The organism is Marinobacter sp. P4B1 (genome assembly GCF_001447135.1).
Classification (GTDB): Bacteria; Pseudomonadota; Gammaproteobacteria; order Pseudomonadales; family Oleiphilaceae; genus Marinobacter; species Marinobacter vinifirmus.
Genome location: NZ_LLXM01000015.1, coordinates 893849 through 908535 on the forward strand (window position 1 = coordinate 893849; position 14687 = coordinate 908535).

7 protein-coding genes are annotated in these 14687 nt (G+C 62.9%); 2 read left to right on the plus strand and 5 right to left on the minus strand.

Annotation, left to right across the window (positions count from 1 at the left end; translation table 11 throughout):
* Nucleotides 1-109: 109 nt before the first annotated feature.
* The 5 genes from recD to AQ621_RS15685 all read right to left on the minus strand — a co-directional run bounded on the left by recD (nt 110) and on the right by AQ621_RS15685 (nt 10516).
* A complete protein-coding gene (gene recD / locus AQ621_RS15665) occupies nt 110-2359 on the minus strand; it encodes an exodeoxyribonuclease V subunit alpha (RefSeq protein WP_058342184.1) in 2250 nt (749 codons plus the stop codon).
* The gene (gene recB, locus AQ621_RS15670; protein ID WP_058342185.1) at nt 2356-6081 is read right to left on the minus strand and encodes an exodeoxyribonuclease V subunit beta; all 3726 of its coding nucleotides are present in this window, start codon (nt 6079-6081) and stop codon (nt 2356-2358) included. The genes recD and recB overlap by 4 nt, the downstream gene beginning before the upstream one ends.
* On the minus strand, nt 6078-9671 hold the full coding sequence (gene recC / locus AQ621_RS15675; RefSeq protein ID WP_058342186.1) for an exodeoxyribonuclease V subunit gamma: 3594 nt from the start codon (nt 9669-9671) through the stop codon (nt 6078-6080). The genes recB and recC overlap by 4 nt, the downstream gene beginning before the upstream one ends.
* Nucleotides 9672-9806: 135 nt before the next feature.
* On the minus strand, nt 9807-10022 hold the full coding sequence (locus AQ621_RS15680) for a hypothetical protein (protein WP_145840290.1): 216 nt from the start codon (nt 10020-10022) through the stop codon (nt 9807-9809).
* A 20-nt stretch (nt 10023-10042) separates the two neighbouring features.
* The gene (locus AQ621_RS15685; RefSeq protein WP_058342188.1) at nt 10043-10516 is read right to left on the minus strand and encodes a hypothetical protein; all 474 of its coding nucleotides are present in this window, start codon (nt 10514-10516) and stop codon (nt 10043-10045) included.
* Nucleotides 10517-10673: 157 nt separating this feature from the next.
* Here AQ621_RS15685 and AQ621_RS15690 point away from each other — a divergent pair, with 157 nt between their 5' ends.
* Together AQ621_RS15690 and AQ621_RS15695 are read left to right on the plus strand one after the other, a co-directional pair.
* Nucleotides 10674-12374, plus strand: a complete 1701-nt coding sequence (locus tag AQ621_RS15690; RefSeq protein ID WP_058342189.1) for a VRR-NUC domain-containing protein — start codon at nt 10674-10676, stop codon at nt 12372-12374.
* Nucleotides 12371-14626 (plus strand): ATP-dependent DNA helicase, encoded by a 2256-nt coding sequence (locus AQ621_RS15695; protein ID WP_058342190.1) that lies wholly within the window; start codon nt 12371-12373, stop codon nt 14624-14626. Before AQ621_RS15690 ends, AQ621_RS15695 begins: the two co-directional genes overlap by 4 nt.
* Nucleotides 14627-14687: the final 61 nt, after the last annotated feature.

Consider the following 14687-nt stretch of genomic DNA (forward strand, 5'->3'; position numbering starts at 1 on the left):
AGGCCTTTCCAGAACCGTGCGGAGCCATGGATGGCGGAGCTCGAGCGTCACATGGACGTGCCGCAGGAGCGTGTTCTGGAAAGGCCTACCACCCTGACGCCCGGGGCTATTACTCCCCGAGCCGAAGCGCCAGACCCGAAGCCCGCACCACCTGCTGCCCTACGCTATCCTTGAACACCTGCGCATCGCCGGTAATCAGGCTGAACCAGTTCTTGGCCCGGGTGATGCCGGTATAAACCAGCTCTTTAGTAAGCACCGGGCTGAGGCGATCCGGTAGCACCAGACAGGTGTGGTTGAACTCCGAGCCCTGGGACTTATGTACAGTCATCGCGTATACGGTCTCGAGTTGCTGCAATCGGCTTGGGGAAATCCAGCGGATGCCGCCGGTGCTGTCACCGTTGGGGAAGGCTACCCGAAGGGTCTGTTTGGGCTCGCCGGTTTCGGTCTTATCCCAGGGCACGCTGAAGGTGATACCGATATCCCCGTTCATCAGTCCCAGGTTGTAATCGTTACCGGTGACCAACACCGGACGGCCAGCGTACCAGCCTTCGGTTTTTTCGATCAGTTTCTCCGCCAGCAGCTTTTGGGCGATTTGCTGGTTTAAGCCTTCCACGCCCCAGGGGCCTTTGCGTAACGCACATAGAACCTGGAAGTCGTTAAAGGCTTCCAGCACTTCTGCCGCGTGGGCATCCCAGGCTTCCCGCGGACTGTCCGCGGTTAAACCGGAGCTGTGGATAACTTCCAGATAATGGCGATAGCCCACCGGTGGTGGCAGCGCTTTGCCATTCACCACCCGTCCCTGCCCGGCGTTGCGGAAGCTCTCCGGGGTGCCGGTGATGGCGTGGCGGCAGATCAGCTCAAGCGTCTGTTCCGGGGCGGGTTTCGGGGTGTGGCCGTTCAGCCAGATGACATCCTCAAACTCGGCGTCACGAATTTGCTTGAGCACGGTGCTCGTCAGAGCGCTGGTATTAACGGCTTCTGCTAACTGTCGGATACCGCTGTCCTGCCCGAAACGATAGCTCTTGCGCAGCATGGCCACGGCCTGGTCGAGTGGCGGGCCTGAGTTATCCACAAGGCTGGCCGGTACCTGGGCGCCGGTGATGGCGGTCAGCCAGCTGGCGGTGTCCGGGGTGTAGTGGGCGTCGAAGGCCCGCTGGCACAGCTCGCCCAGTACGGCGCCGGCATCCACCGAGGCCAGCTGGTCCTTGTCGCCCAGCAGGATCAGTTGAGCATTGGCGGGCAGGGCATCGAACACCGAGGCCATCAGGTCCACATCCACCATGGAGGCTTCATCGATCACCAGGATATCCACCAGCAGCGGGTTGTCCTGGTTGTGGCGGAACTGGCGGGTATCCGGCCGGCTGCCCAGTAACCGGTGCAATGTGGTGACCTTGGTGGGAATGTCGTCCAGTTGCACGGAGCCGGGAAGGTCTGCCAGTGGCAGTTTGCTGACGGCGCCGCCAATGGATTCGTTCAGGCGGGCGGCGGCCTTGCCGGTGGGGGCGGCCAGGCGGATACGGTACTTGCGCCCTGCCCGCTCCGGAGTTTCTCCCGCTACCGCCTGCAAGGCAGCCAGCAGGTTAACGACAGTGGTGGTCTTGCCGGTACCCGGGCCGCCGGTGATCACCGCAAAGCGGTTGCGGGCGGCCAGGGCACAGGCCAGTGTCTGGTAATCCACTGGTTCGTTGGAACGGAACAGCGCGCCCAGGGCTGTGGATAAGGTTTGCGCGGCCACTGATTGCGGGTCAGCCAGCGGCGATGGCAAGGCCAGCCGTTGCTGGATACCCTCGGCAATACGCTGTTCATAGCGCCAGAACCGGCGCAGGTACAACCGGGTGCCGTTCAGTACCAGCGGTGTCGGCACGGAGCCATCACTGACTGCCAGCGAGCCTTGCAGGGCTGCCAGGCAATCGGCGAGTTGCACCCGGGCCAGCAGCTCCTGTGGCTCAATCCCTTGCAGGTTGGCCACCTCGGCTTCGGACAGTCCGGTGTTGGCCGGTTCTTCCGGCGGCAGCGCCAGGGTATGGCCGGCATCGGCCAGTAGCGTGGCCAGGTCGATACACACGTGGCCCCGCCCCACCTGGTGGGAGGTCAGCGCCGCCAACAGCAGCACCAGCGGCTGCGGGCTGTCGCCCTGCTCTTCGCTGAGCTCCCGGATCAGCCGGGCAAAGCCGGTATCGAGCGGGCGAATCCAGCTGGCCTGTTGCCATTGCCCTAACAAAGTTTCGGTTTCGTTCAGGCTGGTCAATAGCTGTGAGTTATCCACAGGCTCACGCGGTTCCGTTGCCGTTGTGTTCACCGGCGTGTCGTCCCCCAGGTCCAGGGCAAACTGGTTTTCGGTGTGGCGTGTACGGCTCATGCGGCTACCTCCCCGGAGACTGGCTCGCCATCGAACAGGGCATCCAGTTGTTCAATCAGCACTCTCGGGGGCTTGTCGGTAAACGCGCCGCCGCTGGCGGAATTCACCCCGCGCAGGAACAGGTACACCGCGCCGCCGATGTGCTGGTCGTAGTCGTAATCAGGCAGCCGGGCCTTCAGCAGCCGGTGCAGGGCCAGCAGGTAGAGGATGTATTGCAGGTCGTAGCGTTTATCCAGAATCGCCTGGCCCATGGCCTGGTCGGTGTAGGCGTCGTCGTCCTCGCCCAGAGCATTGGATTTGTAGTCCAGCACGTAATACTGCCCCTTGTGTTCAAACACCAGGTCGATAAAGCCCTTGAGCATGCCGTTGAAGCGGTTGGCCTCAGCCCGGGGCCGATCGGCGCCGTTCAGGGTATAACGGGTGACCAGCGCATCCAGTTGCCGGATGCTGACGTTGCGGCTTTCAAACCAGAACTCCAGCTCCGGGCGCAGGTTGCCCAGTTCTGCCAGGCTGGCGCTTTGCTGCCCGTCCCGGTCCAGTTTCAGCGGTTTCCGGATCAACGCCAGCAGCCACTGCTGCAGGGGTTCCACCCAGTCGCCCCAGCCCCGGGTGCCACAACGGCGGGTGAGCTGTTCGTGCAGCAGCTCGGAGTTATCCACAACCCGCTGGAAGCCCTGGGCTGTGCACCATTCCAGTAATTCGTGCAGGAAGGTGCCGGGGCCGGCGCCTTTGGGGAAGTGGTGATGGTTCCGTACGCTGGGCATGGCCGGGGCTTCTTCGGCTGGTTCCTGGGCGCTTTCTTCCAGCAGGTTCTGGGTCTGGGCGTCTTCCACCTCGCCGGTGAAGGTAATACCGGTGCCGGCCATGCCGGTGTATTCGATGCTGGAGTAACTGGCAATCCACCAGTCTTCCTTCGCTTCCCGGCTGGAGACCAGCGCCGGCCCCAGGGCTTCCGGGGCGGTTTCGGTGAATACCGTGCTTTCGGCTTCCGGCAGCGGGGTCATCCGGATTTCCGGGCGACCCTGGGCCAGGGTTGCCAGCGCCTGGCTGATGCCCTGCTCCGGTGATCCGGCCAGCACGTAACCCAGGCCGCTCTGATGCCAGTTATCCACAGCCGCCGCGCCCACCCAGGTGGCAAACCGGGCCCGGGTCAGGGCCACGTAGAGTTTGCGGATGTCCTCGCCCAGGCGTTCCTGGTCGGCTTGTTCGATGTCTTCCGGTGTGGGGTCGAACACCGTCACCAGCTTGCCGGAGTCCTCGTGGTAGCGAACATACGCCTGCTTCTGGTTCTCCGCCCGGAAGGCGGTGCCGAAAGGCAGGAACACCAGCGGGTATTCCAGGCCCTTGGATTTGTGCACGGTAATTACCTTCACCAGCCCGGCGTCGCTTTCCAGGCGCAGGGTGCGGTGTTCGTCTTCTTCGTCTGCCGCCCGCAGAATTTGGGTGAAGTGGTGCACCAGCGCATGCTCGCCGTCCAGTTGCAGGCTGTCCTGCTGCAGCAGTTCGGCAATGTGCAGGATGTCAGTCAGCCTTCGCTCACCGTCGGGGCGTTGCAGCAAAAGGCCCGGCACTTCAAAGTCCATCAGAAAGCTGCGCAGCATGGGCAGTACGCCCTGGCTTTGCCATTGTTGCTGGTAGCCCTGAAAGCGCTCGATTTCCCGTTCCAGCACCAGCTCGTCGGTCAGCAGCAAGTCCAGCGTCTGCCAGCTCTGGCCCAGGGTCGGTGTGGCCAGGGCGGCACGGATAAACGCCAGTTGCCGGGGCTCGGCGAAGGCGCGCAGCCAGCACAACACTTCCTTGGCTTCCTGGGAGGTCAGCACCGAATCCCGGTCTGACAGGTACACGCTCTTGATGCGCCGGCGCCCGAGGGCATCCCGCACCGCGGCCGCCTCGTTGCGATTGTTCACCAGCACGGCGATGTCTTTCGGTGCCACCGGCTCCAGGTCGGCGGGGTTATCCGGCAGGGCAAAGCCGGCCTGCTTCGCCTGGCCCAGGGTCAGCAGCCGGGCAATTTCACTGGCGCAGGTTTCGGCCACCTCGGTGGTGGCGGTGCCCTTGGCGAGCCCCTTCGGGTTGCCTTCCTTGTCGGTTTCTCCGGATTCGTGGGTCCAGAACATCAGGCTGGGCTGGATTTCTCCGTTCACGGCCCACAGGCGTTTGGTGCCGTTGGCATCCACACCCTGGAATGGCAGCGGCGTGCTGTCGCCCTTGCCGAACAGGAAGGCGCCTTTGGCGCTGTGCTGGTCGCTGTTTTCAAACACCCGGTTGACGGCGCTTACCATGGATTCGGCGGAGCGGAAGTTCTTGCCCAGGGTGTAGGTGCGGGCCTGCACACCCAGCCGTGCCTGCAGGTAGGTGTAGATATCGGCGCCCCGGAAGCCGTAAATGGCCTGTTTCGGATCACCGATCATCAGCAGGCAGGTGTCCGGGCTGTTCGCTTCCACGTTATAGACCCGGTTGAAAATGCGGTACTGCACCGGGTCGGTGTCCTGGAATTCGTCAATCAGCGCCACCGGGAACTGCCGGCGGATGGTGGCGGCCAGCTGGTCGCCCCGGGGGCCGTGCAGGGCGTCGTCCAGGCGGGTCAGCAGGTCGTCAAAGCCCATCTCCGAGCGCTGCTGTTTCTCCGCTTCCAGCCGTTTGGCAATCCAGTGGCTGGCGTGGCGCAGGATGTCGGACTTGGCGCTGGGCTGGTTCTGGCCGAATTCCATCAGGGCTTCAATGGCGTCGAAGGCCGGGTGATGGGGGCCGGGCTCGTCCCCTTTCAGGATGTTATCCAGACCTTCGGGGGTCTGGTTCTTGTAACCGGCGGCGCTGTCCAGTTTCTCCGGCAGCAGTTCGTCGGATTCGGCCCAGGCCAGCAGGTTGTCCCAGACCTTGAGCATGGCGTTCTTGCTGCCGCCGTGCAGGCGCTTGGCTTGGTGCAGGTCGGTCAACAGATCGGTGACTTCCTGCTGCCACTGGGCCCAGGGGTGCGCTTTCAGTTCATTGGCCCGTGCCTGCCGTTCGCTGACCACCTGGTTGATGGCCTGGTGTACGTTCTCTGGCGGTTTGCCCAGGGCGTCTGGATCGTCGATCAGGTTGCGCACGGCCTTGCGCAGGTCGGTGGGGGTTTTCCAGTGGCTGAGGGCTTCGTCCATCAGGGCTGGCGGCAGCGGGTAAACAAAGGTACGCCAGTAATCCCGGGCCACGTCTTCCAGCAGTTCGCTCTGGTCGGTGGCCAGGGTGAGTTTGAACAGGCTGCCGCTGTCGAAGGCATGTTCGCTGAGCATGCGGTTACACCAGCCGTGGATGGTGGACACCGCGGCTTCGTCCATCCATTCGGCGGCCAGTAACAGTTTCTTGCGGCAGTCGGGCCAGCTGGCCGGGTCCGGATAGCTGTCATCCCGCAGCTTGTGGATAAGTGCGGTTTCCGGGGTCGGTTCCAGGCTGTCGGCGGCCTCGGAAAACACCTCGGCAGCCTGGGTCAGCCGGGTGCGGATGCGGTCCCGAAGCTCCTTGGTGGCGGCGTCGGTAAAGGTCACCACCAGCAGGTTCGGCGGCAGCAAGTTCTGCAGGGGGCTGTCTTCTGCCTGGCCATGGCCCAGCACCAGGCGCACATACAGGATGGCGATGGTGAAGGTTTTACCGGTGCCGGCGCTGGCTTCGATCAGCGCACTGCCGTTCAGGGGCAACGCCAGCGGGTCCAGGTTCGGGTTGCGGTTAGGGGTTGTCTGATTCATGCCTGCTCCTCCTGGTAACCCACCTGCTCGGCCGCCGATTTGCCCTGCTCCGCTTCCCACAAGGGCACGTAAAGCTGGTGCAGCAAGGCTTCGAACTCGCCGCTGGCCATCAGCGCCTCGGGGCTTTCAAAGGCGCCGCGCAGGTAGCCGGCGTCTCGCTCCAGTGCCGTGGTGTAGGCCTGCTCTGCCTCACTGATGGCGCGCTCATGGTCGCCCACATATTTCTTGCCGCCATAGAAACTGGTGATCCAGGCAAAGCCGGCATCGCATTGAATGGGCAGGGCCCGGGTGGTGGCGTCCATCCAGCGGTCGAGAATGGCTTCGAAGTGTTTTCGTGCCTGTTCGGGTGCCAGCACCGGGAAGTGGAACTTGCGGCCTTCTTCCTTACCCAGAATCAGGGTTTCAAAGGGCTGGCCGCTGAGTTGCCCGGCCAGGTGAATCAGCCAGTCCCGCAGCAGGTTGGCGTAGCGGACTTTCTTGCCACTGCCTGAACTGCTCAGAAGGCCGGAGCTGGCGATGACCAGCCGGCACAATTGCCCTTGTGGATTACAGCGCAGGTTGTCGATTAAATCCGCCACCTCAACCGAGCCAGGATCCCCTGAATAGCGAAACTCGAAGGGCAAAGGCTCCGCCACCACTTCCGGCCATTCCGCCAGGGCGCCTCGATAGCGGTCAAACAGATCCGGCAACCGGCCGGCCAGTTCCGTGCGCAGGCGATGTTCGGTGACGCCCATACCCAGGTCGCCGCGCCGGGCCATGCGGTCGAGTGTCGTTTCGAGCCGCTCGTACAGTTCTTCCTCGCTGGCGGCTTTCAGCACGCTGTTCTGGATCAGCTCGTTATCCAGGCGCCAGCGGTCCAGGCCGTTCAGGTCGAAGTTTTCGTTGTCGGTATCCTCGTCTTCCACGTCTTCAAAGCGCACCTGCAGCCGGCGCTGGTAGAAGGTGTCGATGGGCTTTTTCAGGAAGTTCGCCAGCTCGTTCAGGCTGATGGGTTCTTCCGGCGCCTGATACGGCAGGGCTTCCCGGCTCTGCTCAGAGTTATCCACAGCGTGGGCGCTGCGCCATTCCCGTTCGTAGGTGAACAGGCCACGGGCCTGCAGCACCTCGGCCAGCGGTTTGGGCTGGGCCTCTTCGCCTTCGCCCAGGCCATTGGCTTTCGGGAAGTAGTCCCGGCTGAACGGTTGCAGCGGGTGCTGGGTGGTCAGGGCTTGGGTCACAGGCTGTTTCGGCTGCCCTGCCACAGACCACAGGCTGTCCAGGTGATCCTGCAACTGGCCTATCAGCACCGAGGGTGGCCGCTCGGAATCGTCCTTGATGCTGCGCCCTACCCAGCTGATGTACAGCTGCTCCCGGGCGGACAGCAGGGCTTCCAGGAACAGGTAGCGGTCGTCTTCCCGGCGGGAGCGGTCCCCCGGCCGGTAATCCTGCGCCATCAGGTCGAAATCCACCGGCGGCCGGGAGCGGGGGTAATCGCCGTCGTTCATACCCAGCAGGCACACTTTGCGGAACGGAATGGCTCGCATCGGCATCAGGGTGGCGAAGTTCACCTTGCCAGCCAGGAAGCGCTGGTTCAGGCCGCCTTCGTCCAGGCCCTGCAGCAGCACATCCTTGACGATGTTCAGAGGCAGCGGCTGGTGATCAAGGCCTGCGGCGAGGGCATCTTCCAGCCATTGCTCGAGCTGGCGGCGGAAGCGGTTCAGCAACAGCAGGTCCTGGCCCTCCACCTTGTGGAAAAACTGCTCCAGCATGGCGGAGAACAGGGCTTCCCATTCACCGGGCGTGCGGGTGGCTTGCAGGGCCTGCCACAGGGTTTCCAGCTGGTGCACGAACTCGCCCAGACGCCCCGCCAGGCTGGCTTGCAGGCCGCCGATTTCGCCATAGGGTTCCACCCCGCCCCAGGGTTCGTCATCGCCCATGCCGTAGCCCAGCAGCATGGATCGGAGGCCAGACTGCCAGGTGTTGCGATCCAGCTCCGCCGGCAGGTCCAGGCTTTCCCGGTGCTGGCCGTGCAGGCCCCAGCGGATGTTGGCGCCTTCCACCCAGCGCCGGGCCAGGGGAATGTCGTCCTCACTGATATCAAAGCGGTCGCGAATGCCGGGCACTTCCAGCAGGCTGATAATTTCGCTCACACCGAAACGGCTGCGGGGCAATGACATGAGGGTTTCCAGCGCAATCAGCACCGGTTCGTGGTGGCGCTGACCCTGGTCGGAAATAGTGAACGGGATGTGGCGCTTGCGACCGGGGGAATAGCGGCCAAATACGGCCTGAATGTGAGGCGCGTACACGTTGATGTCCGGCACCATCACGATCACATCCCGGGGCCGCAGTGTGGGGTCGGCATTGAAGGCGGCCAGCAGCTGGTCGTGCAGGATTTCCACTTCCCGCTGGGGGCCGTGGGCGTCGTGGAACACCACGGAATGGTCCCGGGCCAGATCCACCGTGCGGTGCTGCTGGCGGATTTCCTGCAGCGGCGTCAGGTTGTGGATATCGTTCTGCAACTGGTGCAGCAGGCAGGGGTTATCCACATCGCCATGGTCAGTAAAGATGTCGATCTTCTGGCCCGGCGTCTGGAAGCTGGCGCGGTAGTCGTCCGGGTTGTCGAACTCGTCCAGCAGGCGGATGTAGTCCCGGCCCTGCTTGCCCCAGGCCGCCAGCAGCGGATTGGCGTGCTGGTGCAGCTGGTCCGGGTCATCAATCTGTGACAATACCGGGTGCGCTGCGCCCCGTTTGCGTTCGGCCTTCAGCAGTTCCCGGTCGCTGATGATATCGGCCCAGTAGAACTGGCAGGGGTTGTGCACGCACAACACTACCTGGCTAAAGCGGCTCAGTACATAGAGGGCTTCCAGCGCCTGCCGGGGCAGTGATGACACCCCGAACACCACGATGCGCCTGGGCAAACGCCCCGGATTGGCGGGCTGGCCGATGCGCTGGCCCTGCTCCATAAAGCGGGTGTGAATCTGCGAGCGGCTGGTGTGGGCCTCGCCGCCCACGTCTTCTACCAGCTTGCGCCAGAGCAACGGCTGCCAGAGGGTTTCCACATCCAGGGCTTTCTCTTCGCCCCGGGCGGTGATCACCACATCCTTGCCCTGCTCCCAGGCCGCCAGCCAGTCGGCGCGGAACACCTGGTACTGGTCGAACAGATCCGCTACCTTTTCGGCCAGCTGGAAATTGCGCAGGTCGGTATCGCTGCCGTCCAGGAATCGCGCCAGGGGTGTAAACGCTTCATCCTGCCCCACCAGCTCCGGCAACAACCGGTACAGCCGCCACACCAGCCGGCGCTTGTCGAAGGGGGATTGCTCCGGCACTTCGCCGTCCGGCAACACCGCCCGGTAGGCCTGCCAGATAAAGCGCGCAGGAAACAGGAAATCCATGCCGGCGGCAATGCCCAGGCCGCCTTCCACACCATCATCGGTGCGCTTTTCCGCCAGTGCCAGCTTCAGCCACTGGGCAATGCCGTTACTCTGCACCAGAAAGGTCTCGCTCTGCAGCGGCGGCATGGGGTTCTGCCGGCAGATATAGACCACGGCACGGCGCAGGTCTTCCAGGTGGTTGGCGTGGATGGCGTGAAAGCCGGGTTCAATGGCGGCCATGGGTGTCCTTAGCTGCGGAATTCGCTGGAATGGATGGCAAACAGCTTACCTTAAGCGCTCCCGGATTCGCAGAGGGTGCGCCAGGTTGCAGAACAAAGGATACCTGTGACTTGCGACAAAGAAGGTCGCGTTCGGTCAGCGCACCAGGTCGAGGAGCATTTGCCGCACCCGGGCCCTCGATTCCGCATCGAGGCAGGTCAGGTCTTCCACGTGCAGCTGGTGGCTTTTCAGAAGCCGGCACAGGGAGTCGGCGGAAATCGAGATGGCGACCTGAGCGGAATCCGTCGCACCGGGCCAGTTCACCGGATTGTAGTGATGCTGCCGGGATAGATCGGGGTGTAAGAGAGCCATTCCCATAGAGCCTCCCGTCCTCAGTTGATTGCGTTTTCGGCGAGGGTGGCCGGGTATTGAGCCACCGGGAATACCGGCCAGTTCAGGTATTCGCTGAAGAAATCAGCCTGGCGAGTGGTGTCCAGAAGCACGGCAATGCAATCATCGGTGCTGCAGCAGCCGCTGGCGCTGTTAACACAGGGCTCGGCCAGCTGCAGGTTTTCGACTGCCGTGAACAGCACATAATCCGCCGCATTGTGCTCGCCCCGGTCCCGTAGGGCACGGCACACCAGAATGGCGGCCAGCGTCAGTTCCACATGCATGCAGTCCGGGTGGTCCGCCCGCGCCAGGCAGGCCAGGTCAAAGGCGCTGCCGGTGGCGGCAATCATCTTTTCGGCATCCTGGTTCTCGCAGAAGGTGAAGGCGTATTCCATCCAGAACAGCCATAACTCGTTCTGTTCATTGAGAGAAAGGCGGGAGAAGATCTGGCGATGGCGTGGGCAGAGAAATTTCATGGCGTCCTCCTTGTCGTGATGCAAATGATAATAGTTCTCATTAAATAGATTCGCAAGGGTCGCGATGATTAATTTTTGTGCATGGAATCGGTTTGAGCCGGCCCGCCTTCCGGCGTAAAGTTTGTGGCCTCATTGCCAATCCGACGTCTGCATTCCTATGACCAAGCACCGACCGGTTCCCGCCAGCCTGGATGATCCACTCTACTATCTGGAGAACATGGATATTCTGGTGGCCTGGGTAGCGGACCACCACGCTGACCTGTTAACAGAAGCAGAGCGAGCCCGGCTGGCGGCATTTGCCAATCTGGCGACTGGACCAAGGGCTCTACTCACGCGCATGGTGATGCGCACCGGTGAGCTGTTCCGGGCCGACAAGCTGCGCTACCCGGAACTGCCGGTGCCGGAGGCCGAAGCTCTCAAGTTATTGGTGCAGGAGGGCTGGTTGAATAGCGCTCCGGAGCTGAGCCTGGATGACCTGTTCCGGTTGTTTACCCTGGCGGAACTAAGGCCGGTATTTGGCGGTTGGCTGCAACAGCAGGGTTACCCGAAAACCCTGGGCAAGGCGCAGATGCGTGAGTTGCTGTCGGAACCGTTCAGCGCGCCACGGCCCTTGCGGGACTGGCTGGGTGATGACGGTGAAGCTGCGCAAGTCGTCCAGCTCCAGGACATGGCCCTGTTCGACCGCATCCGCCTGATGTTTTTCGGCAACCTGCGCCAGAGCTGGACCGACTTTGTGCTGGTGGAACTGGGCGTGCAGCAGTTCGAGCCGGTGCCCTTCACCCCGGAATCCCGCGCCTTTCAGCGCCGGGCAGAAGTGGATTGTTACCTGCAGATGCACCAGTGCCGGGAACGGCTCGATATCGGCGAACCGGCGGCGGACGTCTGGCCCGATGTCCCCGGGCCTGTGGATAACCCCTGGCTCACCAGCCGCCGGGACCGGCTGTTGCTGGAGCTGGGCCGGCAGGCGGAACGCCAGGGTGAACAGGAACTGGCGTTGCAGGTATGGGCGGCCAGCGGCCACCGGGAAGCGCGGCTGAAACAGCTGCGGTTGCTGGAGCGGATGAAGCGCTTTGACGATGCCTGGGCCATTGCCTGCCAGTGGCAGAGCAAGGAACTGAGCGACGCCGAAGCCCAGGGCCTGGGTCGCCTGCTGAAGCGGCTGGCGCCCAAGGTGGGGGCCGACAAACCCGAGCCTGTGGATAACCCTCCGCTGCGGGAATTCACCCTCACCTTGCCAAGGCCAGACACCGGCACCGTGGAGTTGGCGGCGGTTCAGCACTTGAGCACAGAGGCGGCACCGGTGGTCTATGTGGAAAACACCCTGATCAACGCCCTGTTCGGCCTGCTGTGCTGGCCGGTGATCTTCAAACCCATCCCCGGCGCCTTCTTCCATCCGTTCCATATCGGCCCGGCGGACCTGACCCGGGAAGACTTTGTGGCCCGACGCGCGCAGGCCTTTGAGGAGCGCTTTGGCCTGCTGAAAACCCATGCCTATAAACAGCACGTTCGCGACACCTTTCAGGCCAAACAGGGCATCGCCAATCCCTTCGTATTCTGGCCGGTACTGGATGAAGCCCTGCTGGAACTGGCGCTGCACTGCATTCCCGCCCACCACCTGGATGCCCTGTTCCGCCGGCTGCTTCACAACATCAAGGAACATCGCAGCGGCTTCCCGGACCTGATCCGGCTGGTGCCGGATGCCGAGCAACCTGAACAGCGTTATGAAATGATCGAAGTAAAAGGCCCCGGCGACCGATTGCAGGACCACCAGGTTCGCTGGTTACACTTTTTCGCCCGGCAAGGCATCCCGGCCAGCGTTTGCTATGTGCGCTGGCAGGACGATGAGGCGAACGAGTGAAAGTCGCCGTTCGTACTCTCTGTGAATTCGCTGCCCGCCACGGCGACCTGGACTTCCGCTACACCCCGGCGCCAAGTGCCGAGGAGGGCATTGCCGGCCATCAGGCAATCCAGTCAAAGCGGGGCTACGGCTATAAAAGCGAGTATTCACTTACCGGAAACTGCATGGAGCTGGAGCTTTCCGGCCGGGCTGACGGCTATAACCCGCACAAGAACCGGCTGGAAGAAATCAAAACCCACCGGGGCGATGTGTCCCGCATTCGCCCCCACCAGCGGGCCCTGCACCGGGCCCAGTTACGGGCCTATGGCGCCCTGCTGTGCCGGCAGGAAAATCGCAAAAGCGTAGAGCTGGCCCTGGTGTATTACGACACCGGTCGGGACAAGGAAACGGTACTTACCGAAACCGCCAAAGCCGACGAGCTCTGGCAGGAACTCGAAACTCTGTGTGGCCGCTACCAAGCCTGGGCCGAGCAGGAAGAACACCATCGAGAGCAGCGCGACGCCCTGCTGGCCACCCTGACCTTTCCGTTCCCGGACTTTCGCCCCCGGCAGCGGCAACTGGCGGAAACGGTGTACAAGAACTCCGTCAAAGCCGGCACCCTGCTGCTGGAAGCTCCCACCGGCCTGGGTAAAACCCTGGGCACGCTGTTCCCGGCCCTGATGGCCATGCCTGCTGCAAAGCAGGACCGGCTGTTCTACCTCACCTGCCGAAATACCGCCCGGCAGCTGGCGCTGGATGCTGTGGATAAGTTGCGAGCCGCCCAGCATGAGCTGCAGCCCTGGCCCCTGCGCACCCTGGAACTGGTCTCGAAAGACGACGCCTGCGAACACCCGGACAAAGCCTGCCACGGCGAATCCTGTCCCCTGGCAAAAGGCTTTTTTGACCGCCTGCCGGACGCCCGGGCCGAGGCGGTGCAGAGCAAAGAGCCGTTAAACCAGCAGAATTTAGCGAAAATCGCCGCAGGTCATGACATTTGTCCGTATTTTCTCGCCCAGGAAATGGCCCGCTGGAGCGATCTGGTGATCGGTGATGTGAATCGAATGTTCGACCAGTCCGCCCTGCTGCACGGCCTGATCCGCCAGAACAACTGGCAGGCCAGCGTGCTGGTGGACGAAGCCCACAACCTGGTGGACCGGGCCCGGGGCATGTATTCGGTGCAGCTGGAACAGCAGCGGTTGTTAAAGCTGAAGAAGATTGCCCCGAAACCGGTAAAAGCAGCGCTCGACCGCACCGCCCGGGCCTGGCAGGCGCTGATCCGGGATCACGGTGAACAGGCCCAGCCGGTGTTCCTGGCGACTCTGCCACCGCAATTACTGGGTGCACTGCAGGCCATGGTTTCTGTGATCACCGATTATCTGGCCGACAACCCGCCGGATCTGGCCTTGCAGGAAGTGATGTTCGAAAGCGTGGCCTTTATGAAGCTGGCGGACAGCTTCGGTGACCACTCCCTGTGCGAATTCCAGCGCACCGGCCGGGGCCGCGCCAGCCTGACCATCCAGAACCTGGTCCCGGCGGATTTTCTGACCGAGCGCTTCAAGGCCGCCCACTCGGTACTGCTGTTCTCCGCCACCCTCAGCCCCGGCGTCTATTACCGGGACCTGCTGGGCCTGCCGGAAGACTCCCGCTTCACCTCCCTGCCCAGCCCGTTCAGTGCTGAACAATTGCAGGTGCAGTTCACCCCCGGCATCAGCACCCGGCAGGTGCACCGGGAGAGCTCGCTGCAACCCATCGCCAAACTGATCGCCCGGCAATACCGGGAACGGCCGGGCCATTACCTGGCGTTCTTCAGCAGCTTTAAATACGCGAAGGAAGTGAGTGACACGCTGGCGCAGCAAGCACCGGATATTCCCCAACGCGCCCAGCAGCCGGGCATGAGCCCGGAGCAACGCCGGCAGTTCCTGGCGGAGTTCCAGAAGCCCGAAGGCTCAGTAGCCTTCGCGGTACTCGGCGGCGTGTTCAGTGAAGGCATCGACCTGCCCGGCGACCAGCTGATCGGCGCCTTCGTGGCCACACTCGGCCTGCCGCCCTTCGATGCCTGGCATGAAATCCTTAAAGACCGCCTGCAACAGCGATTCGGGGAAGGCTACAACTACACCTACCTGATTCCCGGCCTGCAGAAGGTGGCCCAGGCCGCCGGCCGGGTGATCCGCACCCCGGACGACCGGGGTGTAATCTGGTTGATTGACGACCGCTTCCTGCAACCCGGCGTTAATCGTTTGCTGCCCCGCTGGTGGTTTTCCGACAGCCACTGATTGCCTGCCCTGGGCCCTCTGATGTGGCGGCATTTTGTCGCAGCCATTGGTAGTAGCGGGA